Below are 24,251 nucleotides of genomic sequence, written 5' to 3' on the forward strand. Positions count from 1 at the left end.
GAGGCAATGACGAAAAGCCGGCGGCAACGCCGGCTTTTTTTGTTGGCCGCGGATGCTCCGCATGAACCCGCCCCGGCGGCCGGCCGACCAATGGACATGACACCCTTGGCAGAGATCAGCCGTCGGAGGCGTCCATGCCCATCATGCTCCGCAGCAGCGTCGGCCCGTTCGACGACACCTTCATCCAGCGCCTCGCCCGCATCGAGCGCAGCCTGATCGCCCATGGCGTGTCGCCGTCGCAGTTCACGATTGTAAAGGACCGCGCGCTCGCCGATCCGCCGAACTGGGACTACACCATCAGCCGCGGCGATCAGTCATGCCGGCTGACGCTGCCTGATGATTTCACCTTGATGAACCATGTCGACGCCTGCTGCCGCGCCCTCGACGACGAGCCCGCGACCGCCGCGCGCGACGCCGACAGCGACACCGTGGTTACGCAGCTGATGGAATGGATGGAGCTGCTGGCGACGGTATGAGCGCGATGCCGATCACCACGGCGCTTCATGCTGGACAGCACGGCGGCGTTGAACATCTTCACGCAGAACACACCCACCGCGTCATTGCCGGGCGAAGACCCGGCAATCCAGCTTATTCACAACAGAACGTGCGTCTCTAAAGCTGGATCACCGGGTCACGGCGCTACGCGCCGGCCCGGTGATGACGCAGAAAATGTAAAGTCGCAGCATCGTCACCCGGGTGAGCGCAGCGACACCCGGGATCTCAGTCACCTCTAGCGCGGCAGCGCCGGCGCCTTGGTGGCGAACTGTTCGTCCTGGGGTTTTGCCGGCAGCGTGCCGAAGGCCTTGGCGTGATCGATCGCCTGCGCCAGCAGCTTGAGCCCGAGCGGCGCGAGCGCACGCTCCCACAGCTCGCGCGCGGTCTCGCCCTTCTTCACGAAGCACCAGTCCTGCACCACGATGGCGCCGGCATCCATGCGGTCGGCGAGGTGATAGATGGTGCCGCCGGCGATCGGATCGCCTTCCTTGACGGTCCACTCCACCGCGGCGATGCCGCGATGGCGCGGCAGCAGCGAGGGATGATAGCCGATGGCGCCGAGCCGCGCCGCGGCGATCGCCTCGCGACTGACGCGGGCATGGCTGTGGGCGGTGATGATGATATCGGTGCCGGGCGCGATCTCCGCCGGCACCACCAGCTTCGGATCGGCCTGCACCACCACCTCGACACCCGCCTGCCGCGCCTGCGCCGCGAGGCGGTCGTCGCCGTCATGCACCACGACCCGCGCCACGCCGACGCCGTGCTGGCGCAGCATCTCGAACACGGTCACGCCGAAATGGCGGGAGCCGACCAGCGTCAGCCGCATTCTCTCACCCCTACCCCTGTCTCACGCCCGCCGGCCGCATCTTCGGTGCCGGGCGCCGCCCGTTGCGGACGTCACTGAAACAAACGCCGGAACGGCCGCGCTACTGGCCCCACGCCATGAACGCCTCGTTGAATGCGCGCTCGCCCGGCGCGCCCTTCTCGACCGCGAGAATGGCGCGGCGCTGATTGACGTAGACCAGCGGAATATCGAACCACGAGCGCTCCTTGAGCAGCTGCAGGTTGCGCGACTTGTCGGCCTCGATGTTCGACAGCCCGACCAGGAAGAAGCCGTCGGTCACCTTCACCGCGAGGCCCGCCAGCGGCAGGCCCTTGGTCTGCTCGTTGGACTTCATCAGGATGCCGGGCACGTTGGCGACCCCGCCGCCGGCAAAGTCGGGCGGCAGCGCGAACGTCAGCTCGGCGGTATGGCTGGCCGGCAGCGACGTGTCCATGTTGCGGCGGATCGTCATGCTCATCTTGAGCTTGCGCTCCGGCACCTGGATGTCGGCGCGGATCGCGAGATCCTGCGGCTGGCCGCCAGTGCCGCCGACCTGATCGGTGCGCCACACCACCGTGCCTTCATAGCGCTTGCCCTGCGGATCCGACGGATCCTCGTCGTAGAGCACCACCTTCTGCGCCACCGGCGCGATCTGCGAGCCGGGCTGGCCGACCCGATCGGCGATCTTGGGCCGCGCACCGCTGTCGGAGGCCGGCGCCTTCGGCGCCTCCGCCACCGGCTGCGACTTCATCAGGCCCTTGACCGTGCCCCACAGCTTGGGGCCGACCAGGAAGCCGACGCCGGCAAGCGTGAGCACGAGGCCGAGCACGATGGCGAACGCCAGCGGGAAACGGCTCGGCGGCCGTGGCGGCTTCGCCACCTTCGCGGGCTTGGGCAGCTTGGCGGGCTTGCCGCGTCCGGCCGGCGAACGGTCCGGCGTATAGGCGGCATCGCCAGGCAGCGCATCGTAGGGGACCTCCGCCATCGGATCGACGCGGTTGTCCATGTTCGGCTCGATGCGGTCGAACTCGGGCGAGGGCGACGGCACGTTGGCGTAGGTGCGCCGCGCGGCACGGTTGGCCTGGGCCGCGGCGGCTCCGAGATCGTCGGCGTCGGCGATGACATCACGAAAGCCGCGCACGCCGGGCGGCGTGGCGCGTGCCGCACCCTCGCGGGTCGCCGGCACGGGCGGCGGCGGCGGCACCGGACGCGCGGGCTCGCTGTGCGGCGGGTCGCTGTCGGCCTGCTCCGGCGCCGGCGCGGGCACCGGTACGTCGGCCCGCAGGTTGCGCGGCGGCCGCGGTTCGTCATGGCCGAGCGGGGTGCGCTCGCTGCGCGGCGCCGGACGGTCGCGCGAGGCGGCCGTCGCATCGCTGGTCGGGGTGGCGCGGGAGCGCACGCTGCTGCGCAGCGCATCGCCCGGACGGGCGCGTCCCAGCGGATCGGGCTTGGGCACATCGATGCGGGCCCGCTGCGCGGCCTCCGCCTCGACCTTGCGCACGGCCTCTTCCAGCGCCAGGCGCTCGCGCGTGATCTCGCTCTCGGTCAGCGGCGGCTCGACGCTGCGCAGCTGTGAAATCAGCGCCGCGCGCGCCCGTTCATACAGTGCACGCCGCGCCTCGCCAGGAGCCCCGGGCTCGAGACCGGCAATCGCGCGCGCGATAAGCGGATAGTAATCTGCCATGAACGTCCCGCCTGCGGTCCGAACCGCTCCCGGTTAGGCCTCGAAAGGATTCTGCACCAGGATTGTATCTTCGCGTTCCGGGCTTGTCGAAAGCAAGGCGATCGGACAGCCGACCAATTCCTCGACACGCCGGACATACTTGATCGCCTGCGCCGGCAGCTCCGCCCAAGAGCGCGCGTTGGCGGTCGGCTCCTTCCAGCCCTCGATGGTCTCGTAGATCGGCTTGACGCGCGCCTGCGCGCCCTCGCCGGCCGGCAGGTGATCGATCACCTTGCCGTCGAGCTCGTAGCCGATGCAGACCTTGATCTCGTCGAAGCCGTCGAGGATGTCGAGCTTGGTCAGCGCGAGGCCGTTGATGCCGCAGGTGCGCGCGGTCTGGCGCACCAGCACCGCATCGAACCAGCCGCAGCGCCGCTTGCGCCCGGTGTTGACGCCGAACTCCTTGCCGCGCCGCCCGATCTCCTCGCCGATCTCGTCGGTGAGCTCGGTCGGGAACGGGCCGAGGCCGACACGGGTGGTGTAGGCCTTGCAGATGCCGAGGACATAGCCGACTGCGCCCGGGCCGAGGCCCGTGCCGGTGGCGGCCTGCGCCGCGACGGTGTTGGACGAGGTGACGTAAGGGTAGGTGCCGTGGTCGACGTCGAGCAGCGCGCCCTGCGCGCCCTCGAACAGGATGCGCTTGCCTTCGCGGCGCTTGTGGTCGAGCAGGTTCCACACCGTCTCGGCGTAGGGCAACACCTTCGGCGCCAGTTCAGTGAGCTCCTTGAGCAGCCCAGCGCCGTCCACTTCCGGAATGTTGAGGCCGCGGCGCAGCGCGTTGTGGTGCGCCAGCAGGCGATCGATCTTGTGCGGCAGCGCCGGCAGGTCGGCGAGGTCCATCAGGCGAATCGCACGGCGGCCGGCCTTGTCCTCATAGGCCGGGCCGATGCCGCGGCGGGTGGTGCCGATCGCGGTGCCGGTGTTGGACGATTCGCGCAGCGCGTCGAGCTCGCGGTGCAGCGGCAGGATCAGCGTGACGTTCTCGGCGACGCGCAGGTTCTCCGGCGACACCGCGACGCCCTGGCCGCGCAGCCGCTCGACCTCGTCGAGGAAGGCCTGGATGTCGAACACCACGCCGTTGCCGATCACCGACAGCTTGGAGGAACGCAGCACGCCCGACGGCAGCAGCGCCAGCTTGTAGGTGTTGCCGTCGATCACGAGCGTATGACCGGCGTTGTGACCGCCCTGGAAGCGGACGACGATGTCAGCCTGCTCCGACAGCCAGTCGACGATCTTGCCTTTTCCTTCGTCGCCCCACTGAGCGCCGACGACGACAACATTGGCCATTCGCGTGGATCCCCTGAAATCCTTGATCTGAAGAGGGTGAACGCCTCGCCTTGCGGCCGGGGCCGCGCGCATGTGAGACAAATCAACCGGATAAAGGAAGCAGGCTCCAGACGCAAGCCAAATGGGCGCTTTCCAGTGTTGCCGCGACCAGCCAAACCATTGATATCCCCGAAAAATCTCGTGTTCCTGACGCGGAACGCACTCTGCCTTGCACCGCCGGCCATGGTTTTCCGGCGAAGGCCTGGAACCGAAAGCCGAACCGCAACCCGGCGGGCACCGCGGCCCGCTGCAAGCCTCGCAGAATGTTCCGAAGGCACGTTGGGCGGAACCCCGAACGCTCCGCCCGTCGCAGATCCATGCTATCGGTGCGCAGCGCCCTCCACCGGCCGCCCTGTCGAGGCCACATCCTCCTGGAGACAACCTTGATGATGCGCCTTCGCCCCCTGCTCGCGCTTGCCGTCATTGCGGCGACATCACTGGCCCCGGCCCGCGCCTGGGAATTCTGGGGCGGCGACGCCGGCGGGACGCGGTTCTCGCCGCTCGCGCAGATTACGCCGGCCAATGTCGGCAACCTGATCCGGGCCTTCGACTTCCGCACCGGCGACGCCGCCAACCGGCCGGCGGCGCTGATGGCCCGCACCAAGCTCGAGGTCACGCCGCTGCTGGTCGAGGACAGCCTCGTGTTCTGCACCGCGTTCAATGACGTCATCGCGCTCGATCCCGGCACCGGCGCGCAGAAGTGGCGCTTCGATCTCAACATCCCGACCGACCTGCGCCCCGCCAACCGCTGGACCTGCCGCGGCCTCGCCGCCTGGCGCGACGACACGAGGCCACGTGACGCCGCCTGCGCCAACCGCCTGTTCATGGGCACCAACGACGCGCGTGTCGTCGCGCTCGACGCCCGCACCGGCAAGCGCTGCAGCGATTTCGGCGACAACGGCGAGACGAAGCTCGATCCCGGCACCACGCTGGAATGGCCCGGCGAATTCCAGATCACCTCGCCGCCGGTGGTGGGTGACGGCGTCGTGGTGGTGGGCTCGTCGATTTCCGACAACCGCCGTGTCGAGGGGCCGCGCGGCACCGTGCACGCCTTCGACGCGCGCAGCGGCCGCCCGCGCTGGCAATGGGATCCGCTGGTGCATGACGGCATCACCGCGGGCACCGCCAATGTCTGGGCGCCGATGTCGGTGGATGCCGCGAACGGCCTCGTCTTCCTGCCGACATCGTCGCCGAGCCCGGATTTCTGGGGCGGCGCGCGTCCCGGCGACAACGCCCACGCCAACTCGGTGGTGGCGCTGCGGCTCGCGACCGGCGAACGTGTCTGGTCGTTCCAGACCGTGCATCACGACGTCTGGGACTACGACCTGCCGGCGCAGCCGACGCTGGCGCGCATCGACACCGGCAACGGCGAACGCGACGTCGTCATTCAAGGCACCAAGCAGGGCTTCGTGTTCGTGCTCGACCGTCTCACCGGCCAGCCGGTGTGGCCGGTGGAGGAGCGCAAGGTGCCGCAGCATGGCGCCGACGGCGAAGTGCTGTCGCCGACCCAGCCCTATCCGACCCATGTCCCGGCGCTGGCGCCGCAGACCATCTCGCCCGACGACGCCTTCGGCCTGCTGCCGTTCTGGGACAAGGCGTCCTGCCGCGCGCAGTTCGCGAGCGCGCGCAACGAGGGCCTGTACACGCCGCCGTCAACACAAGGCACGCTGCTGTTTCCAATGACCGGCGGCGGCATCAACTGGGGCGGCGTGGCGTTCGATCCGGTGCAGCAGATCCTCTATGCCAACACCAGCCGCGCGGTGCATCGCGTCACCCTGATCCCGCGCGCCGCCGCCACCGACTTCAAGACGCCGCCCGGCCACGACTTCGGCCCGCAGCGCGGCGCGCCGTTCGCCATGACCCGTGCGCTGGTGATGTCGCCGCTCGGCATGCCCTGCAACACGCCGCCCTGGGGCGAACTGGTTGCCGTCGATCTCAAGGCCGGCCGGATTCTCTGGACATCGACCGTCGGCACCACCGAGGATCGCGCGCCGCTCGGCATCGCCTTCCATTTCGGCGGACCGCTGGTCAACGGCGTGCTGGTGACACAGGGCGGCCTCGTGTTCACCGGCGCGCTCGACGCCTATCTGCGCGCCTTCGACGCCACCACCGGCGCCGAGCTGTGGCAGGGCCGCCTGCCGGTTCCCGGCATCGCCAATCCCATGACCTATCGCTGGAACAACGAGCAGTATGTGGTGATCGCCGCCGGCGGCCACTCGGAGGCCGGCACCACCGTCGGCGACAGTCTCGTCGCGTTCCGCCTGCCGCGCGCTGGCGAAGCGCCGTCGCTGTGGTCGCGCACCATCGATCGGCCCGGCGGCCGCTTCCGCGCCGGCGCCGCCGGCATCGTCGCTCTGCTCGTCATGCTGATCGGCATCACATTATGGGTCCGCCGCCGCAGGCGTGCACGCACCGCCTGACGCATGCGGTGCGGATGCACCGCTCGGCCGCATCACATCGCGCCGTCGCATGCCCATGCGCGCGTCAGGCAAATCGGCATGGGACGGTCCCGGCATTGGCTGTTGTGATCACGCGCCAGCTGCGCGACACAAGGAGCGTGCCGAATGAGTGGCCGCCCCGCGTGGGGTCCACTCGCACCTTTCCCCCAAAATACCTGTTCGATGACCATCGTCGTTCGTCCGCAGCCGTCACCGTCCATTCTCGCGCGGCTCGCCAATCAGCCGTATCTCCTGCTGAGCCTGACCTCGCTGTTCTGGGCCGGCAATCTCGTGCTCGGCCGCTTCGTGGTCGGCCACATTCCGCCGTTCACCCTGGCGTGCCTGCGCTGGGGCGGCGCGGTGCCGGTCGTGCTGCTGATGGCCTGGCCCCATCTGCGGCGGGACTGGCCGGTGATCCGCCGCTCGCTGCCGATGCTGCTGCTGTTGTCGGCAACCGGCTATGCCGGCAACAACGTGCTCGCCTATTACGGCCTGCAGTACACCCAGGCGCTGAACGGCCTGTTGATCCAGTCGTCGGGTCCGCTGTTCGTGGCGCTGTGGTCGCTGGTGCTGTTCGGCGTGCGGCTGACGCTGGCACAGGCGCTCGGCATCGCGATCTCGCTGACCGGCGTGTTCGTCATCCTGCTACACGGCGACCTCGCCGCGATCGCCAGCATCCATCTCAACAAGGGCGACCTGATGCTGACGCTCGCCCTCGTGGTGTTCGGCATCTATGCGGCGGTGATGCCCAAGCGCCCGCCGATGCATCCGCTATCGCTATTCGCCTGCACGGTAACCGGCGGCGCGCTGCTGCTGGTGCCGCTGATGGCGACCGAGCTGGCGCGCGGCGAACTGCCGGCGTTCGACCTGACCACCGCGCTGTCGTTCGGCTATGCGGTGCTGTTTCCCTCGATCTTCGGCTACCTCTGCCTCAACCGCGGCATCGCCCTGATCGGCCCCAACCGCGCCGCACCGTTCGTGCACCTGATCCCGGTGTTTGGCTCGGTGATGGCGATCGCGTTCCTTGGCGAGCGGCTGGAGCTGTTCCACATCCTGGGCTATGCGCTGGTGCTGGGCGGCATTTTCATGGCGTCGCGCAAGTAGCAGGCTTGCCCCATCTGGTTGCGGCGGGCGCCACACCCACTGCGTCATTGCCGGACTTGATCCGGCAATCCAGCTGACTCAAGACGCAACGGAAAGGTCTCAAGCTGGATCACCGGGTCTCGACGCTCCGCGTCGGCCCGGTGATGACGAAGCATCTGGTCCCGGCGGCATCTCTGTGCCAGCATTTGGCCGCATCACATCGGAACCAGGATCTTGCCGCTTCTTCCCCGTCCCGCGCTTCTCGCCGCTTGGCTCCGCACCCGCCTGAACCGGCGGCGGGCCCAGCTGGTGCTGACGCTGCGCATCACCGTCTCGGCGCTGCTGGCGCTGGCGCTGGCGCTCGCCCTCGGCATGCCGCTGCCGCTGTGGGTCGTGATGACCGCGCTGATCCTGACCCAGGCGAGCGTCGGCCGCTCGCTGCGCGCCGCCATCGACTACATGATCGGCACCCTCGGCGGCGCGATCTATGGCGGCGCCATCGCGGTGCTGATCCCCCACGACAGCGAGATCGCCCTGCTTGCGGTGCTGGCGCTGGCGGTGGCGCCGCTGGCGCTGATCGCCGCGCTCAATCCCCGCATGAACGTCGCCCCGATCACTGCCGTGATCGTGCTGCTGCTGCCGGCCATCACCCACCACAGCCCGCTCGATTCCGCGATCAACCGCGTGCTCGAGGTCGCGCTCGGCGCATTCACCGGGCTCGTGGTGTCGCTGATCGTGTTCCCGTCCAGCGCCCACCGCCAGGCGATCGAGGCCGCCGTGCGCACGCTCAACTTGATGGCGAGCGCGTTCAGCCAGCTGATCTCCGACCTCACCCACGGCCGTGACGTCGAAACCCTGCACGAGATCCAGGATGGCATCGGCACCGCGCTGGTCCGCCTCGATGCGGTCGCAGCGGAAGCCGGCCACGAGCGCTCGGCGCGCCTCGCCTCGGAGCCCGAAACGGGCCCGCTGCTGCGCACCCTGCTGCGGCTGCGTCATGACCTCGTCATCATGGGCCGCGCGGTGGCGCTGCCGCTGCCGGACGTGCTGGCGTCGCGCCTGGCGGCGCCGCTGTCGCAGGTGAGCAAGGCCTACACTGCCTACATGCGCGGCTGCGCGCGGGCGTTGTCGGCACGCGAGAACCCGCCACCGCTCGACGACGTGCGGCTCGCGCTGGAAATGTATGCGGTCGAACTCTCGAAGGTCCGCAGCGAAGGGCTGACGCGGGCGCTGTCGGCGGAGACCATCGAGCATTTCTTCGCGCTCGGCTTCGCCCTCGATGAGATCCACCAGAACTTCCGCGACCTCGAGCGCTGCGTCACCGAATGGGGGCCGGGCCCGACGCCGGCCACCGCCCCCGCCGCCGCGAAAAATTGAACCCGCGGCGCCGCGGCTGCGCGATGCGCGGCCGACGAGGTGACGGCAGCGACAACGACATCGCCGGCGTCGCCCGCCTTGTCGCCGACGTCATCGCCGCGACGGGCGGCGAGCGGCCATGACGAATACGTCATACCAAACAAAAAGCCGCCCCGAAGGATCGGGGCGGCTCTTCGAATCGTCCGTCAGCGCCAGGGCTCAGAAGCGCAGTGCCTTGGCCTGCTTGACATGCGGCAGTGCCAGCGTCTTGGTCAGCACGTCGGCCGGCGCTTCGCCGTCGATCTCGACCAGCGCGATGGCGTCGCCGCCCGGCGCGTTGCGGCCGAGATGGAAGGTCGCGATGTTGACCTTGGCATCGCCGAGCAGCGAGGCGAACTGGCCGATGAAGCCCGGCTTGTCCGCGTTGGTGACATAGATCATAGACTTGCTGAACTCGGCGTCGACGCGGATGCCCTTGATGTCGACGAGGCGCGGCTTGCCGTCGTGGTAGGCCGTGCCGGACACCGAACGCTCCTGCTTGTCGGTGGTGACGGTCACCGTGATCAGGCTCTCGTAGTCACTCTGCGCGGCACGGGTGACCTCGTCCACGGTCATGCCGCGCTCCTTGGCCACGACCGGCGCCGACACCACGTTGACGTCGCCGAGCATCGGCCGCAGCAGGCCCGACAGCGCCGCCGAGGTCAGCGCCTTGATCTTCATCTCCGCGACATGCCCCTCATAGGTGATCTGCACCTTGGTGATGCCGGTCTCGGTGAGCTGGCCGGCGAACGATCCCAGCTTCTCGGCGAGATCGATGAAGGGACGCAGCTTCGGCGCTTCCTCGGCCGTGATCGACGGGAAGTTCACGGCATTGGAGATCGCGCCGTTCAGCAGGTAGTCCGACATCTGCTCGGCGACCTGCAGCGCGACGTTCTCCTGCGCTTCCGAAGTGGAGGCGCCGAGATGCGGGGTGCAGATCACGTTGGGATGGCCGAACAGCACGTTCTTGGTGGCCGGCTCCTCGACGAACACGTCGAAGGCCGCGCCTGCCACGTGCTTGGCATTGAGCGCATCGACCAGCGCCTGCTCGTCGACGAGGCCGCCGCGGGCGCAGTTGATGATGCGCACGCCCTTCTTCATCTTGGCGATGGCGCCGGCGTCGATGATGTTGCGGGTCTTGTCGGTGAGCGGCGTATGCAGGGTGATGAAGTCGGCGCGCCTGAACAGCTCGTCGAGCTCGACCTTCTCGACGCCGATGTCCCTGGCGCGCTCCTGCGACAGGAACGGATCGAACGCGACCACCTTCATCTTGAGGCCCTGGGCGCGATCGCAGACGATCGAGCCGATGTTGCCGGCGCCGATGACGCCCAGCGTCTTGCCGGTGATCTCGACGCCCATGAAGCGGTTCTTCTCCCACTTGCCGGCCTGGGTCGAAGCGTCGGCCTGCGGGATCTCGCGCGCCAGCGACAGCATCAGCGTGATGGCGTGCTCGGCGGTGGTGATGGAGTTGCCGAACGGCGTGTTCATCACGATGATGCCCTTGGCGGTCGCCGCGGGGATCTCGACATTGTCGACGCCGATTCCGGCGCGGCCGATCACCTTGAGGTTCGCGGCCTTCTCCAGCATCTTGGCGGTGACCTTGGTCGCCGAGCGAATGGCGAGGCCGTCATAATTGCCGATGATCTCGGCGAGCTTGTCCTTGTCCTTGCCGAGGGCCGGCTGGAAGTCGACCTCGATGCCGCGATCCTTGAAGATCTGCACGGCGGCGGGCGACAGGGCGTCCGAAATCAGAACCTTGGGTGCCATCTGAGTTGTCCTTCATCTCCCATGGAGGGAGGGACCGGCCACGTCGGCCGGCGGGTGAACCAGGAAAAATGCAACAGAAGCGGAAAGCCCTCCCGGATCGCGGGAGGGCTCAAAGCAGGTCAGGCCGCCTTGGCGAGCGCCGCCTTGGCTTCCGCAAAGGCCCAGTCGAGCCAGTGCGTCAGCGCGGCAACATCGCTCGCCTCGACCGTGGCGCCACACCAGATGCGAAGGCCCGGAGGCGCATCGCGGTAGTGACCGAGGTCGTAGCCGGCGCCTTCCTTCTCCACGGCGCCGACCAGCGCCTTGGCAAACGCCGCCTGGGCGTCCGCCGGCAGCGCGGTGATCGCGGGATCGACGACCTTGAGGCAGACCGAGGTGTTGGAGCGGATCGCGGGATCAGCCGCCAGGAAATCAACCCACGGCGTCTTCGCCACCCAGTCGGTCAGCACCCTGGTGTTGGCGTCGGCGCGGCCGATCAGGCCCTTGAGGCCGCCGACCGACTTCGACCAGTTCAGCGCATCGAGGTAATCCTCGACGCACAGCATCGACGGGGTGTTGATGGTCTCGCCAACGAAGATACCGTCGATCAGCTTGCCGCCCTTGGTCATGCGGAAGATCTTGGGCATCGGCCACGGCGGGGTGTAGCTCTCCAGCCGCGCGACGGCGCGCGGGGACAGGATCAGCATGCCGTGGGCCGCCTCACCGCCGAGCGCCTTCTGCCAGGAGAAGGTGACGACGTCGAGCTTGGGCCAGTCGAGCGGTTGGGCGAACGCCGCCGAAGTGGCGTCGCAGATGGTCAGGCCTTCACGGTCGGCCTTGATCCAGTCGGCATTGGCGACGCGCACGCCGGAGGTGGTGCCGTTCCAGGTGAACACGACGTCGGACGCCGGATCGACCTTGGAAAGGTCCGGAATCTCGCCATAGCCGGCGCTGAGCTTGGTGACGTCCTTGAGCTTGAGCTGCTTGACGATGTCGGTGACCCAGCCGTCGCCGAACGATTCCCAGGCGATGGTGGTGACCGGGCGGGCGCCGAGCAGCGACCACAGCGCCATTTCGACGGCGCCGGTATCGGACGCCGGCACGATGCCAATCTTGTAGTCGGCCGGCACTTCAAGCACTTCGCGGGTCAGGTCGATCGCAAGCTTGAGCTTGGTCTTGCCGATCTTGGCGCGGTGCGAGCGGCCGAGCGCTGCATCCTTGAGGGCTTCGGGGGTCCAGCCGGGGCGCTTGGCGCAGGGGCCGGAGGAAAAATGCGGAATGTTGGGCCGCGTGGCAGGCTTGGCTGCAGTCATGATCTACCCTTCCAGATAGCTGCCTCTCGGTGGGGAGAGGTTTCCCGCTGGCGGCTTTAGAAAAAACGGCGGTTTTCGTCAAGAAACTTCGGCGCGAGGCCATCACAACCCCGGCAGGCCTGCCGTGCGGACCGGCCTCAGCCGGCGAGGCCAAGCGCCTGTTCGGCCTCACGGATCCAGCGCTGGACGGCTGGATAGGCGGCGAGATCGAAGCCCCCTTCATGGGCGACACGGGTGTAGGCGAGCAGCGCCACGTCGGCGAGCGAGACGGCGTCCGTCGCCAGAAAGCGATGCTTCTGAAGGTGCTCTTCCATGCGCGCCAGCGCCGCCTCGCCGCGCCGGACCTTGTCCGGATCGCGTTCGTCACGGCTGCGGCCGAGATACACCATCTGGAAGCGGCACACCGCCACATAAGGCTCGTGGCTGTACTGCTCCCAGAACAGCCACTCGTCCATCTTCGCCGCATCGAACGGATCGGACGGGATCAGCGCGCTGCCGCGGGCGAGGTAGCGGATGATGGCGTTGGACTGCGCCAGCGTCCGGCCGTCATCGAAGCGGACGACCGGCACCTGCCCGGCGCCGTTCATGGCGAGGAAAGCGGGCGTTCGGCTCTCGCCTGTCATGATGTCGACGGCGATCCAGTCATAGGGCAGTGCGAGATGATCGCAAACCCACTTCACTTTCAGGCAATTGCCGGACTTGGTGTCGCCGTAGATCTGCATCACACCCCCGCTCGCTGTCGCCTCACGCGATCAGCGAACCAGAGCGATAGGGCAGAGTCAACGCAGATCAAGGCGACACGCGGCGCGCGCATTGCCGCGCCGCGGGCGGAGCCTCAGAACTTGTAGCCGACGCCGGCACGGACGGTACTGATATTGATGCTGATGTCCTTGATGTTCGTGAACTTCACGTACTCGTACTCAGCACGGGCGAACACACCGCCGATCAGCATGGCCTCGAGGCCGAGGCCGGCTGTGTAGCCGTAGACGAATGTCCCGCCGCCCCCCTGGGTGGTCGACTGAACGAGCGGCGGATCCGACTGCACATACTTGCCGGTGGTCGAGTTATAGTAATCGTTGGTCTCCACAGTCGTCGCGGTTCGGGTGATATCCGCACGGCCGAGCGCGAGACCCGCAAACATGTAAGGCATGAAGTTGTCAATCGCCCAGCCAGCGCGACCGCGCAGCGTGAGCACATCAGTCACCTTCGCAGCGGCGGTACCGCTCAGCTGGATACCGCAAATGTCAGTCGTCGCCGGAGGGGGAGCGGTGCAACCTTGTGGAATATTGATGGACGGCAAACTATTCGTGGCCGAACCGTTCAAACCGGACAATCGACTGTAGTTGGCTTCGATGCCAAGCACGACGTCATCCCACTGCGCGTTGTAGCCGACAAAGCCGCCGAAGCTCGTGCTCGTCGGGCTGGATTTTCCAAGCAACGTCCAGTTCGACACCGTACTCGCGTAACGGATGTTCTGATACAGGAAGGATGTCAGCGACGACGTCGCCTTGCTGAAATCCATGTTGGCGCTGGAGTAGCCGACCTGGCCGCCGACATAGGCGCCCTGCCAGTTGACGGCCGAATGGCTCAGGCCGTCGGTGATGCCACCGCGCAGGATCGGAAGATCGGAGAGATCGGGAAGATCGGCCGCCTGCGCGCCCTGCGCCATTCCGGCCACTACCGCTGCCAACATCCACCGACGCATGAATACACTCCAACCACCACGACCGATGCTGCGGAGTATCACGCGTTAACCTTAATCATTCGTTGCCTTAACGCCGATTTCGGCGCAGCGCCGGCCAGGCCCTGCGATTCGCCGCGCGTGCCGCAGCGCTCACGCAAAAGCGGCCCCGCGAAAAGTGAAGCCGCAAAAGAAAAACGGCGCGGAAGCGATCCGCGCCGTCAAGGTGGTGGAGAAAGCGATCAGCCCTTGGTGATGAGCGGCGGCGGCGCGTAGACCGGCGTCGGCTCGAGCGACCAGCGAACGCCGAGACGGACGTCCTGCGAGGTGATGTCCTTGAACTCGATGGTCCGGCCACGGGTGAAGCCGAAGTAATTGGTGAGCGCGCCGGTGCTGCCGTTGCCGAGATCGACATAGCGGTAGGCGAGTTCGATGGTCGTGCTCGGCGTGACCTTGTAGGCGAGACCGGCGTGAGCGGCCCAGGCGAAGCTCCACTTCGACGCGTCGGGCGCGAACGCGACGCTGAGGTTCGGCGTGTTGATGTCCTGGAAGCCAGAGATCGTGTTGCGCGACATGCCGACGCCGGCGCCGATGAACGGCGTCACGCACCACCAGGTGCCGAGATCGACATAGGCGTTGGCGAGGAACAGCCATTCCGACTTGCTGCCGTGATACTCGTCGGTGCCGATCACGTTGCCGTTGAACGACACGATGTCGAGGCCGTGCAGGTTGGCCTTGCCGCGATATTCACCGGTCAGGTCGGCGCGGAACCAGTTGTTGAAGCGATAGCCGACGCCGACGCCGTAGATGCCGGCGCTGTCGAAGCCGAGACCGTTGGTCCGCGGAACGGTGATGCCCGGATCATGGTAACCAGGAGTGTCCAGCCGCTTCACGCTCTGATTGCTCATGCCGATGTCGCCACGCAGGTACCAGCCACCGAAATCGGCGGGCGGCGGCGGGGCATAAGCCGGCGGGGGCGCGATCGGAAGATCGGCAGCCAGCGCCGCAGTCGACAATAACGAGGCCGCGGTCGCGGCAAGCAGATACTTCAAATGACGCATGGATCGGTCCCTTTCGTCCGGTGAGGCAGACGACGCAAAAGGCCTCACAAAAAAACTCACGGCCGGGACGATCGCATCAAATGCTTAAGCGGCGCTTAACCCTAATAATTAAGGTTGATTTTCGGTGAGGAGCCTGCATTTCGGCAACATGTTGCGGCGGACGGTGCGGGTTCCACCGGCCATCCCTTAACGATCCGTTGACGCGATGAAGGGGCGCGGCCTTGCCGTGGCGCCGGAACAGGACAGCGAGAGTCTCTGATCCGGACGCGACACCGGATCAGAGACTCAAGCGGCGACCTGCCGAGAGCATGGGATTCGACAGGCCGATTCGTCGTCCACGAGCGGACGCATCAGGCGCGCGAGACACGCCGGAGGTTGGGCAGGAACACCGCGAGCAGGCCAAGCGCGGGCAGATAGGCGCAGATCGAATAGACGAAATCGATGCCCATGCGATCGGCCACCTCGCCGAACACCGCGGCACCGATGCCGCCAGCGCCGAACGCGAAGCCGAAGAACAGCCCCGAGATCATGCCGAAGCGATGCGGCATCAGCTCCTGGGCATAGACGATGATCGCCGGCATCGCCGACGCCATGATGAAGCCGATGATGACACTGAGCACGGCGCTCATCGTGAGGCCGGCGTGCGGCAGCAGCAGCGTGAACGGCAATGCGCCGAGGATCGACACCCAGATGACGTAGCGGCGGCCGATGCGGTCGCCGATCGGCCCGCCGAAGAACGTGCCGGCCGCCACCGCGCCGAGGAACAGGAACAGATAGAGCTGCGCGCTCTGCGTCGACACGCCGAACTTGTGAATGAGATAGAACGTGTAATAGCTGCCGATGCTCGCCATGTAGAAGTACTTGGAGAACACCAGCACGATCAGGATCGCGAGTGCCGTCGCGGTGCGCGCGGGCGACGGCGCATGCGGATCGCGCTCGCGCGCCACGGCCTTGCGCGGCACGATGCGCGGCTGATACCAGCGGCCGATCCGCCACAGGATCACGATCGCCAGGAACGCGATCGACGAGAACCATGCGAGCGACGGCTGGCCGAACGGCACCACGATCAGCGCCGCCAGCACCGGCCCCATCGCCGAGCCGAAATTGCCGCCGACCTGGAACACCGACTGCGCGAAGCCGTAGCGCCCGCCCGAGGCGAGCCGCGCGATGCGAGCCGATTCCGGATGAAACACCGCCGATCCCAGACCGATGAGCGCCGCGGCCAGCAGGATGACGGCGTACTGATGCGCCACGCTGATCAGCAGCAGGCCGATGAAGGTGAAGCCCATGCCGATCGCGAGTGAGAACGGCATCGGCTTCCTGTCGGTCACGATGCCAACGACCGGCTGCAGCAGCGACGCCGTGACCTGGAACACCAGCGTGATCAGGCCGATCTGGGCGAAATCGAGCGCGTAGTTGTCCTTGAGGATCGGATACACCGACGGGATCAGCGACTGCATGGTGTCGTTGAGGAAGTGCGAGAAGCTGATGCTGCCGAGCACGACATAGGCCGGCCCCGCGGCATTGGCCGCCGGAGACGCCGACGTCACGCTCGGCACCGCGACCGCATCTGCATTGATGACGACAGGCTTGTTCACGGCAATGATCCGGCAGGCTGGAACGCCTCCATGCCCGCGCGGAAGCCGCGGCGGGTGACGTCAGGCGCAAAGATTGATCGAGACGCAGAAGAGGGGCGATCGGATCGCCCGCCCCTTTCTAGGGTGCCGGCACGTCGGGAGCCAGCGCCTTTTCACCATGGCTGCGTTGCAGCAAACGGAGACTGCAGCGACGGCGTGTAGGGATTGTGCAGGACTTGTAGAAGGATCGTCGAAGGGATCGTCGGGAGGTCAGGCCGCCGCGGCCTGACTGAGCGCCGACACCACGCTGTCGACCACCTCCTCGACCACGTCGCGGTCGTCACCCTCGCCCATCACCCGGATCACCGGCTCGGTGCCCGACGACCGCACCAGCAGCCGGCCATGGCCCTTCAGCCGCTTCTCCGCGCTCGAGATCGCCGATTTGACCTCGGCGTTGTCGAGCGGCTTGCCGCTGCGGTAGCGGACGTTCTTGAGGATCTGCGGCAGCGGGTCGAAGCGATGGCAGACCTCCGACACCGGACGCCCGAGCTTCTGGATCACCGCCAGCACCTGCAGCGCCGAGACGAAACCGTCGCCGGTGGTGTTGAAGTCGGACAAGATGATATGGCCGGACTGCTCGCCGCCGACATTGTAGCCCTGCGCCAGCATCTGCTCGATCACATAGCGGTCGCCGACCGCACTACGCACCAGCGACAGCCCCTCGCCTTCAAGATAGCGCTCGAGGCCGAGGTTCGACATCACCGTGGCGACGATGCCCGGCTTCGACAACCGGCCGTCCTCCTTCCAGCTCTGCGCCACCACGGCGAGCAGCTGGTCGCCATCGACGACATGGCCGCGCTCGTCGACCACGATCAGGCGATCGGCGTCACCATCGAGCGCGATGCCGATATCGGCCCGCATCTCGCGCACCTTGTTGCGCAACGCGTCCGGCGAGGTCGATCCGCAATCCTTGTTGATGTTGAAACCATCGGGCTCGACGCCGATGGAGATCACGTCGGCCCCCAGCTCCCAAAGCGCCTCCGGCACCACCTTGTAGGCGGCGCCATGGGCGCAATCGACCACGACGCGCACGCCATCGAGGCTGAGCGAGCGCGGCAGGGTGCGCTTGGCGAATTCGATGTAACGATCATGAACGCCGTCGATGCGGCGGGCACGGCCGAGGCTGGCGCTGGCGGCGAGCTTCTTGGTGATGCTCTCGTCCAGCAGCTGCTCGATCTGCAGCTCGACATCGTCGGACAGCTTGTAGCCGTCCGGCCCGAACAGCTTGATGCCGTTGTCGTCGAACAGGTTGTGCGACGCCGAGATCATGACGCCGAGATCGGCGCGCATCGAGCGCGTCAGCATCGCCACCGCCGGCGTCGGCATCGGGCCGACCAGCAGCACATCCATGCCGACCGAGGTGAAGCCGGCGACCATGGCGTACTCGATCATGTAACCGGACAGACGGGTGTCCTTGCCGATCACGACACGATGACGATGATCGCCGCGCTGAAACACGAGGCCGGCGGCCTGCCCGACCTTCAGGGCGAGCTCCGGCGTGATGACACCGTTGGCGCGTCCCCGAATCCCGTCGGTTCCAAAATATTTGCGAGTCATAACTCCCCCGCTCCGCGGTCCATCCCCCTGGACCGGCGAGCTCAAACTATATGTCGAGCCCGCTTATAAAGCTTTTGAGACGGTGGCGACTTCAAAAAATATGATGAATCATTACTGGGGGAAACGCCATCCCAGCAGCAATGCTTTGAAATCAAATGGAAAATTGACACCCCGCCACGGCAGCTGCCTGGCCGGCCAGCGCTGAGACATCCGCCCCGGGTGTACCGCCACCGTCGCGCCGTGGCGCGGAGCCCCGCAAATGCCGGCCGGGCCGCGCCACTGACCACGAATCGACGTTCCGTCGCGCGGCCGGTCGGTCCGGCCGAACGGTGCCTGCGCGCGCAGCCCGCTGACGATCAGTGCGGCGGCGCGGCCTTTGGTGCGGCCTTTCGACCCGCATCGCGGGTCGGTGCCGGCTGCACCACGCTGACCGGATCGGAGCCCGGGAATGTCTCCTCGAGACCCTCCTCCAGTGCCTGGTCGAGGGCCGCCTTGTGCGCCTGCGCCGCGCGCTTACCTGCGTCGTTATGCTTTGCGTGTGATCCCGTATCGGCCATTATGCTCTCCACGCCTGCTGGATGGGACAACGTCCAGCGACCCCTGCCGTTCCCGCGTCCAGCGGCCGACCCAGCGAACAAGAGGGCTTTTGCAAACTCCCATGAAAGACATCACCTGCATCGAGGACCTGCGGCAGATCCACAAGCGACGCGTGCCGAAGGCATTCTTCGATTATGTCGACGGCGGCTCCTATGCGGAGGAGACGCTGCGCGCCAACCGGGAGGACCTGCAGAAGATCAAGTTTCGCCAGCGTATCCTCGTCGACATCTCGCAGCGCGACCTGTCCACCACCGTGCTCGGCGACAAGACCAACCTGCCGCTGATCCTGGCGCCCGTCGGCTCGACCGGCATGCAGCACGGTGACGGCGAGATCCACGCCTGCCGCGCCGCGCAGGCCGCCGGCATCCCCTACACGCTGTCCACCATGTCGATCTGCTCGATCGAGGACGTCGCCGCCAATGTCGACAAGCCGTTCTGGTTTCAGCTCTACGTCATGCGCGACCGCGGCTTCTGCAAGGCGCTGATCGAGCGCGCCATCGCCGCCAAGTGCAGTGCGCTGGTGCTGACCGTCGACCTGCAGCTGCTGGGACAGCGCCACGCCGACATCAAGAACGGCCTGTCGGTGCCGCCGCAACTGATGAAATTCAAGAACATCGTCGACTTCATGAGCAAGCCGGCGTGGCTGTCAGGCATCCTGCGCGGCAAGAGCCGCAACTTCGGCAACATCGCCGGCCATCTGCCGGGCGCCGACGACCTCGCTTCGGTGTCGGCCTGGGTCAATTCGCAGTTCGACCTGTCGCTGAACTGGAAGGACGTCGAGTGGATCCGCAGCATCTGGCCGGGCAAGCTGATCCTCAAGGGCATCCATGACGTCGAGGACGCCCGTGAGGCGGTGCGCACCGGCGCGCAGGCGCTGGTGGTGTCGAACCATGGCGGCCGCCAGCTCGACGGCGCGCCGTCGTCGATCTCGGTGTTGCCGAAGATCGCGGACGCCGTCGGCTCGCGCATGGAGGTGCTGTTCGACGGCGGCATCCGCTCGGGCCAGGACGTGATGCGCGCGATCGCGCGCGGCGCCCGGTCCTGCATGATCGGCCGCTCCTATATCTACGGCCTCGGCGCCGGCGGCGAAGCCGGTGTCGCCAAGGCGCTCGACATCATCGCCAAGGAGCTCAGCGTCACCATGGGCCTGTGCGGCGTCAACCGCATCGACGAGATCGGCCCACAGGTGATCGCGGAAGGCTGACATCGCCATGCACACCCGGCGTCGGCGCAAGGCCGACGCCGGCCCGATGTGTACTTTGCCGTCAGCCGCGCTCAGTCCGAGAACTTCAGGGGCAAGACGATCGATTACGTGAACGATCGTTTCGTCTTCAACCCGTGAGCTCGTCCCGCCTGCTTGCGACACGATCTGCGCTCCAGCCCTTACATTGGCGGCGTCAGGCCGTCCTTGCCGACGCTGATGCGCGGCGCGGTGAGGCTGCCGTCCTCGTTGCGGGTTGCGAGCGCGATGATCTTGGCGCCGGCTTTGAGGTCCGCGCGGTCACCCGGCACATAGGTGACGATCGGCGTCTCCGGCGTGACCATGACGATCTTCTCGCCGTCCTTGTATTTCAGGGTCAGCCGCTGGCCATCATTGCTTTCCACCGTCTGGTCGACGGTGGCGTTGGTCATGGTGCTGTTGGGCCGCAGGTCCCAGGGCCGGAAGCCTTCCGCGGTGCCGCGCATCGCTTCCGGAAACAGGTGCACCGACAGCGCCTTCTGGCTGCCGTCGGCCTGCGGCATGGCGGCGACGCCGATATAATCGCCGGCCTTGATGTCGGACAGCGCGATCTTGACGATGCCGCTGACCTGGACATTGTCCGGCGTGCGCAGCGTCAGGTGAGTGCCGTCACGCGCAGTGACCGCCAGCGTGTTGCCGTCGACGCTGTCGATGGTGGCACGAATGCGCGAAGGCTGGGGTTGCTGGGCCGGTGCCGGGCAAACCGCCGGCAGCATTGCAAGCCCGAGCGCCGTGGCGAAAAGCAGAACGCGTGATGATGGCATGAAGACATCCGTGAGGTGTGAGGTCAGCCTCCCCTCAACCCCACCGTGTCGGCTCTATTCCCGCGACGCGCCGCCTTCACGCAGCCGTGAGCGCGCCCGCGCCCGCATTGTGTCCGGACGTGTCTGCCCGCACGCGGTTCAGACTTTCGCGAGATCGGCCTCGACCAGCGCCCGCAGCTCTGCCGTCACCTGTGGCATCTGTCCGAACCACAGCGAGAAGCCGCGCACAGCCTGGTGGAGCAGCATGCCGAGCCCGTCGGCGGTCTTGAGGCCCCGCGCTGCGGCGGCGGCGAGCAGCGGCGTCACCAGCGGCGCGTAGACGAGATCTGCGACCACCGCGTCATCGGGCAGTGCCGCGATGTCGACCGCGAGCGGCGGCTGACGGGTCATGCCGAGCGAGGTGGTGTTGACCAGGAGGCCGACGCGGCCCATCAAGCCTCCGACGGCCGACCATTCCACGGCCTCGACCCGCGCGCCGAAACGCGCGGCCAGCTCCTGCGCCCGTGCCAGCGTGCGGTTGGCGACATGCACGCGGGTGATGCCGCGCTCGAGCAGGCCGAACACCACGGCCCGCGACGAGCCGCCGGCGCCGAGCACCAGCGCCTCGGACGCCGCCGTCCAGCCCGGCGCGCAGGCATCGAGATTGCCGACAAAGCCTTCGACATCGGTGTTGGTCGCACGCAGCACGCCATGATCGAGCCACAGCGTATTGGCGGCACCGACCGCGTGGGCGCGCGCGTCGGCCTCGGCGAGCGCCAGCACGCGCTCCTTGTGCGGAATGGTGACGTTGGCTCCGACATAGCCGCGCGCGGAGAGATGCGAAACGAAGTCCGCGACCGCATCGGGCGGCACCGGCTCGATGCGGTAGTCACCGGCGATGCCGAGCGTCTTCAACCAGTATTTGTGGATGAGCGGCGAGCGCGAATGCGCCGCCGGCCACCCGATCAGACAAGCCGCACGCACCTCACTCATCGGAGCGGTCCTTTCATCGGCGGGGATCACAGACCCGCATCAGACTCCGGCATCGGCCTTGAGGCCGGCGAACTCGATGGCAGCGATGGTGCAGGCCTCGTCGTTGTCGGACGTATCGCCGGAGATGCCGACCGCGCCGATGATCGCGCCCGCGGCATCACGCACCAGCGCACCACCCGGCATCGGAGCGAACCGGCCGCCACTGATCTCGGCCATGGCGGCGGCGAACTCCGGCTGCTTGGCGGCGCGCACCGACAGCGGCCGCCCTCCCGAATTGAAGCCGAGGCAGCCATACGCCTTGGCGCGGGCGATATCGGGGCGAAACAGGCCGCCGCCGTCCTCGCCGGAGAACGCCACCAGCACGCCACGGGCATCCAGCACGGCCACGCCGACCGGTTTCAGCTTGAGATCGCGCGCCTTGATGAAAGCACCTTCGATGATTTTGGCAGCCTGGGCGAGCGTCAGCGACATGGTAGGGCAGTTCCTCAATGTGAATGGGGCGGACGGCAGCACTCCTGCCGCTCTCCCGGTGTCCCGCCTCGCAGGTTCGCTGCGTTTCCGGCGGGCTCCAAGCGAACACGGCGGTCAAACCACGGCAGGCTACGCAGAGTCAATCAACCGCGGCGGGCGGCAGCGCCGGCTCGTCGCTCTCGGTCGCGCCGGGAGCCTGCATGGCGGCCCGCGCCTGTGCGACCGCGGCCGGCACGCTCGCCATGAACCGCACCTCGGGCTGCCGCACGCCGTGGCGCAACAGCATCCGCCGTACGGCCGGGCGGGCCCCCGCGACATAGACCCGCGCCCGCCAGCGTGCCGCCTTGCGTACGAAGCCGTTGAGCGTCGCGGCCGCGCTGGAATCGAGCAGCGGCACCGCCGACAGATCGATCACATAAGCCTTCGGGTGCTCGGCGATCTGGTCGAGCGCGGCGGCGACGCTCGCCGTCGCCCCGAAGAAAAACGCGCCGGAAATGCGCACCACCACGATGTCACGGTCGGTGGCCAGCGCCGCGTCATAGGGCACACGGCCGCCGTTCGCGGTGTCGGCGCGATCGTCCTCGCGCAGCGAGGGCATCTGCTCGACATCGACCGTCTGCGCCATGCGGTGCAGGAACAACAGCAGGCTGAGGCCGAAACCGGCGAGGATGCCTTCGGTCAGGTCGCGGAATACGGTGAGCAGGAAGGTCACCAGCAGCACCAGGGCATCGGCGCGCGAGGCCCGCAACAGCGTCGCGAACGCGTGCCGCTCCGTCATGTTCCAGGCCACCGTCGCCAGCACGCCGGCGAGCGCGGCAAGCGGGATGTAGCTCGCCAGCGGCGCGGCAAGCAGCATGAATGCCAGCAGGAACAGCGAATGCAGCATGCCCGACACCGGACCGCGCGCGCCGGACCGCACATTGGTGGCCGTGCGCGCGATGGTGCCGGTGACGCAGATGCCGCCGAACAGCGCGGAGGCGATGTTGGCAACCCCCTGGGCAACCAGCTCGCAATTGGAGCGATGGCGCCGGCCGGTCATGCTGTCGGCGACCACCGCCGACAGCAGGCTCTCGATGCTGCCGAGCAGCGCAAACGACAGCGCCGACGGCAGCACATCGAGGATCTTGGCGACGCTCAGCGCCGGCAGATGCGGCGCGGGCAGGCCACGCGGAATGCCGCCGAACCGCGAGCCGATGGTGTCGACCGGCAGATCGAGCACGACCGCGACAATGGTCGCCGCCGCCACCGCGATCAGCAGGCCCGGCCACTGCGGCCGGACGGCGCGCAGCCCGGCGATGATGACGATCGCCAGCCCCGACAGCGCCACCGCCGACGGGCTGACCGTCGGCCAGGCGACGGCGAGCGCCTGCAGCTTCGGCCACAGCGGCCCCGGCTCCCCGCCCGCGAGCGTCAGGCCGAACAGGTCCTTGAGCTGGCTTGCCAGGATGATGACGGCAATGCCGGCGGTGAAGCCGACGGTCACCGGATAGGGAATATACTTGATGAAGGTGCCGAGCTGCAGCAGACCCGCGGCCATCAGCACGAGACCGGCGATCAAGGTGGCGAGAATCAGGCCGTCGATGCCATGGGCCTGCACGGTGGCGGCGACCAGAACGATGAAGGCCCCGGCCGGACCGCCGATCTGAAACCGGCTGCCGCCGAGCAGCGACACGATGAAGCCGCCGACGATCGCGGTGGTGAGGCCGCGGTCCGGGCTGACGCCGGAGGCGATCGCGATCGCCATCGACAGCGGCAGCGCGACGATCGCCACCGTCAGGCCGGAGATCAGGTCGGCGCGAAAGTCCGCCAGGCGATAGTGCTCGCGCAGCACAGTCACGAGCTTGGGCGTGAACAACGCGGTGAAGCTGGGAGGCAGAGCTGTGGCGGCCACGATCGTCCTTTCCTGCCGCTGGCGTGGAGAACCCGGCG

20 protein-coding genes are annotated in these 24,251 nt (G+C 67.4%); 5 read left to right on the plus strand and 15 right to left on the minus strand.

The window, feature by feature from the left end; all coding sequences use genetic code 11:
* Window positions 1-134 precede the first annotated feature (134 nt).
* Window positions 135-476, plus strand: a complete 342-nt coding sequence (locus AB4Z37_RS06280; protein ID WP_441515841.1) for a hypothetical protein — start codon at window positions 135-137, stop codon at window positions 474-476.
* Between the two features lie 254 nt (window positions 477-730).
* Here the strand turns inward: AB4Z37_RS06280 and AB4Z37_RS06285 are convergent, their stop codons facing one another.
* The 3 genes from AB4Z37_RS06285 to AB4Z37_RS06295 form a co-directional block, all read right to left on the minus strand.
* The gene (locus AB4Z37_RS06285) at window positions 731-1,321 is read right to left on the minus strand and encodes a formyltransferase family protein (RefSeq protein WP_441515842.1); all 591 of its coding nucleotides are present in this window, start codon (window positions 1,319-1,321) and stop codon (window positions 731-733) included.
* 100 nt (window positions 1,322-1,421) lie between these two features.
* Window positions 1,422-3,002 carry a hypothetical protein gene (locus AB4Z37_RS06290; protein ID WP_441515843.1) on the minus strand — a complete coding sequence of 527 codons (1,581 nt, stop codon included), beginning with the start codon at window positions 3,000-3,002 and terminating at the stop codon, window positions 1,422-1,424.
* Between the two features lie 33 nt (window positions 3,003-3,035).
* A complete protein-coding gene (locus AB4Z37_RS06295) occupies window positions 3,036-4,328 on the minus strand; it encodes an adenylosuccinate synthase (protein WP_441515844.1) in 1,293 nt (430 codons plus the stop codon).
* Between the two features lie 428 nt (window positions 4,329-4,756).
* Between AB4Z37_RS06295 and AB4Z37_RS06300 the strand changes: the two genes are divergently transcribed.
* The 3 genes from AB4Z37_RS06300 to AB4Z37_RS06310 all read left to right on the plus strand — a co-directional run bounded on the left by AB4Z37_RS06300 (window position 4,757) and on the right by AB4Z37_RS06310 (window position 9,265).
* On the plus strand, window positions 4,757-6,787 hold the full coding sequence (locus AB4Z37_RS06300) for a pyrroloquinoline quinone-dependent dehydrogenase (RefSeq protein ID WP_441516140.1): 2,031 nt from the start codon (window positions 4,757-4,759) through the stop codon (window positions 6,785-6,787).
* Between the two features lie 201 nt (window positions 6,788-6,988).
* Window positions 6,989-7,909: a DMT family transporter gene (locus AB4Z37_RS06305; protein ID WP_441515845.1), complete on the plus strand. Its 921-nt coding sequence runs from the start codon at window positions 6,989-6,991 to the stop codon at window positions 7,907-7,909.
* A gap of 213 nt (window positions 7,910-8,122) precedes the next feature.
* Complete coding sequence (locus tag AB4Z37_RS06310) at window positions 8,123-9,265, plus strand: FUSC family protein (protein WP_441515846.1); 1,143 nt, start codon at window positions 8,123-8,125, stop codon at window positions 9,263-9,265.
* A 198-nt stretch (window positions 9,266-9,463) separates the two neighbouring features.
* Here AB4Z37_RS06310 and serA read toward each other — a convergent pair whose 3' ends face one another.
* The 8 genes from serA to AB4Z37_RS06350 all read right to left on the minus strand — a co-directional run bounded on the left by serA (window position 9,464) and on the right by AB4Z37_RS06350 (window position 18,835).
* The gene (gene serA, locus AB4Z37_RS06315; protein WP_441515847.1) at window positions 9,464-11,050 is read right to left on the minus strand and encodes a phosphoglycerate dehydrogenase; all 1,587 of its coding nucleotides are present in this window, start codon (window positions 11,048-11,050) and stop codon (window positions 9,464-9,466) included.
* A gap of 119 nt (window positions 11,051-11,169) precedes the next feature.
* The gene (locus tag AB4Z37_RS06320) at window positions 11,170-12,342 is read right to left on the minus strand and encodes a phosphoserine transaminase (protein ID WP_441515848.1); all 1,173 of its coding nucleotides are present in this window, start codon (window positions 12,340-12,342) and stop codon (window positions 11,170-11,172) included.
* Window positions 12,343-12,479: 137 nt separating this feature from the next.
* Window positions 12,480-13,064: a glutathione S-transferase family protein gene (locus AB4Z37_RS06325; protein WP_441515849.1), complete on the minus strand. Its 585-nt coding sequence runs from the start codon at window positions 13,062-13,064 to the stop codon at window positions 12,480-12,482.
* Window positions 13,065-13,177: 113 nt separating this feature from the next.
* Window positions 13,178-14,047: an outer membrane protein gene (locus AB4Z37_RS06330; RefSeq protein ID WP_441515850.1), complete on the minus strand. Its 870-nt coding sequence runs from the start codon at window positions 14,045-14,047 to the stop codon at window positions 13,178-13,180.
* A gap of 218 nt (window positions 14,048-14,265) precedes the next feature.
* Entirely contained in the window at window positions 14,266-15,084 is an 819-nt protein-coding gene (locus tag AB4Z37_RS06335) for an outer membrane protein (RefSeq protein ID WP_441515851.1), read from the minus strand.
* Window positions 15,085-15,434: 350 nt separating this feature from the next.
* Complete coding sequence (locus AB4Z37_RS06340) at window positions 15,435-16,682, minus strand: MFS transporter (protein ID WP_441515852.1); 1,248 nt, start codon at window positions 16,680-16,682, stop codon at window positions 15,435-15,437.
* 249 nt (window positions 16,683-16,931) lie between these two features.
* Entirely contained in the window at window positions 16,932-18,278 is a 1,347-nt protein-coding gene (gene glmM, locus AB4Z37_RS06345) for a phosphoglucosamine mutase (RefSeq protein WP_441515853.1), read from the minus strand.
* Window positions 18,279-18,634: 356 nt separating this feature from the next.
* Window positions 18,635-18,835, minus strand: coding sequence for a hypothetical protein (locus AB4Z37_RS06350; RefSeq protein ID WP_441515854.1), 201 nt, complete (start codon window positions 18,833-18,835; stop codon window positions 18,635-18,637).
* A 101-nt stretch (window positions 18,836-18,936) separates the two neighbouring features.
* On the opposite strand from AB4Z37_RS06350, the gene AB4Z37_RS06355 reads away from it, so the two are divergent.
* Entirely contained in the window at window positions 18,937-20,079 is a 1,143-nt protein-coding gene (locus tag AB4Z37_RS06355) for an alpha-hydroxy acid oxidase (protein ID WP_441515855.1), read from the plus strand.
* Between the two features lie 179 nt (window positions 20,080-20,258).
* Here the strand turns inward: AB4Z37_RS06355 and AB4Z37_RS06360 are convergent, their stop codons facing one another.
* The 4 genes from AB4Z37_RS06360 to AB4Z37_RS06375 all read right to left on the minus strand — a co-directional run bounded on the left by AB4Z37_RS06360 (window position 20,259) and on the right by AB4Z37_RS06375 (window position 24,213).
* Window positions 20,259-20,879: a hypothetical protein gene (locus AB4Z37_RS06360; protein ID WP_441515856.1), complete on the minus strand. Its 621-nt coding sequence runs from the start codon at window positions 20,877-20,879 to the stop codon at window positions 20,259-20,261.
* 138 nt (window positions 20,880-21,017) lie between these two features.
* On the minus strand, window positions 21,018-21,851 hold the full coding sequence (locus AB4Z37_RS06365; RefSeq protein WP_441515857.1) for a shikimate dehydrogenase: 834 nt from the start codon (window positions 21,849-21,851) through the stop codon (window positions 21,018-21,020).
* A gap of 39 nt (window positions 21,852-21,890) precedes the next feature.
* Window positions 21,891-22,322, minus strand: coding sequence for a GlcG/HbpS family heme-binding protein (locus tag AB4Z37_RS06370; RefSeq protein WP_441515858.1), 432 nt, complete (start codon window positions 22,320-22,322; stop codon window positions 21,891-21,893).
* A 139-nt stretch (window positions 22,323-22,461) separates the two neighbouring features.
* Complete coding sequence (locus tag AB4Z37_RS06375; RefSeq protein ID WP_441515859.1) at window positions 22,462-24,213, minus strand: SulP family inorganic anion transporter; 1,752 nt, start codon at window positions 24,211-24,213, stop codon at window positions 22,462-22,464.
* Between the last annotated feature and the right edge of the window lie 38 nt (window positions 24,214-24,251).

This window comes from Bradyrhizobium sp. 2TAF24 (assembly GCF_052115025.1).
Lineage (GTDB): Bacteria > Pseudomonadota > Alphaproteobacteria > Rhizobiales > Xanthobacteraceae > Bradyrhizobium_A.

Coding starts and splice junctions, on each gene's coding strand:
- AB4Z37_RS06280 (WP_441515841.1), top strand. CDS start 135: ATGCCCATCATGCTCCGCAGCAGCGTCGGCCCGTTCGACGACACCTTC.
- AB4Z37_RS06285 (WP_441515842.1), bottom strand. CDS start 1,321: ATGCGGCTGACGCTGGTCGGCTCCCGCCATTTCGGCGTGACCGTGTTC.
- AB4Z37_RS06290 (WP_441515843.1), bottom strand. CDS start 3,002: ATGGCAGATTACTATCCGCTTATCGCGCGCGCGATTGCCGGTCTCGAG.
- AB4Z37_RS06295 (WP_441515844.1), bottom strand. CDS start 4,328: ATGGCCAATGTTGTCGTCGTCGGCGCTCAGTGGGGCGACGAAGGAAAA.
- AB4Z37_RS06300 (WP_441516140.1), top strand. CDS start 4,757: ATGCGCCTTCGCCCCCTGCTCGCGCTTGCCGTCATTGCGGCGACATCA.
- AB4Z37_RS06305 (WP_441515845.1), top strand. CDS start 6,989: ATGACCATCGTCGTTCGTCCGCAGCCGTCACCGTCCATTCTCGCGCGG.
- serA (WP_441515847.1), bottom strand. CDS start 11,050: ATGGCACCCAAGGTTCTGATTTCGGACGCCCTGTCGCCCGCCGCCGTG.
- AB4Z37_RS06320 (WP_441515848.1), bottom strand. CDS start 12,342: ATGACTGCAGCCAAGCCTGCCACGCGGCCCAACATTCCGCATTTTTCC.
- AB4Z37_RS06325 (WP_441515849.1), bottom strand. CDS start 13,064: ATGCAGATCTACGGCGACACCAAGTCCGGCAATTGCCTGAAAGTGAAG.
- AB4Z37_RS06330 (WP_441515850.1), bottom strand. CDS start 14,047: ATGCGTCGGTGGATGTTGGCAGCGGTAGTGGCCGGAATGGCGCAGGGC.
- AB4Z37_RS06335 (WP_441515851.1), bottom strand. CDS start 15,084: ATGCGTCATTTGAAGTATCTGCTTGCCGCGACCGCGGCCTCGTTATTG.
- glmM (WP_441515853.1), bottom strand. CDS start 18,278: ATGACTCGCAAATATTTTGGAACCGACGGGATTCGGGGACGCGCCAAC.
- AB4Z37_RS06350 (WP_441515854.1), bottom strand. CDS start 18,835: ATGGCCGATACGGGATCACACGCAAAGCATAACGACGCAGGTAAGCGC.
- AB4Z37_RS06355 (WP_441515855.1), top strand. CDS start 18,937: ATGAAAGACATCACCTGCATCGAGGACCTGCGGCAGATCCACAAGCGA.
- AB4Z37_RS06360 (WP_441515856.1), bottom strand. CDS start 20,879: ATGCCATCATCACGCGTTCTGCTTTTCGCCACGGCGCTCGGGCTTGCA.
- AB4Z37_RS06365 (WP_441515857.1), bottom strand. CDS start 21,851: ATGAGTGAGGTGCGTGCGGCTTGTCTGATCGGGTGGCCGGCGGCGCAT.
- AB4Z37_RS06370 (WP_441515858.1), bottom strand. CDS start 22,322: ATGTCGCTGACGCTCGCCCAGGCTGCCAAAATCATCGAAGGTGCTTTC.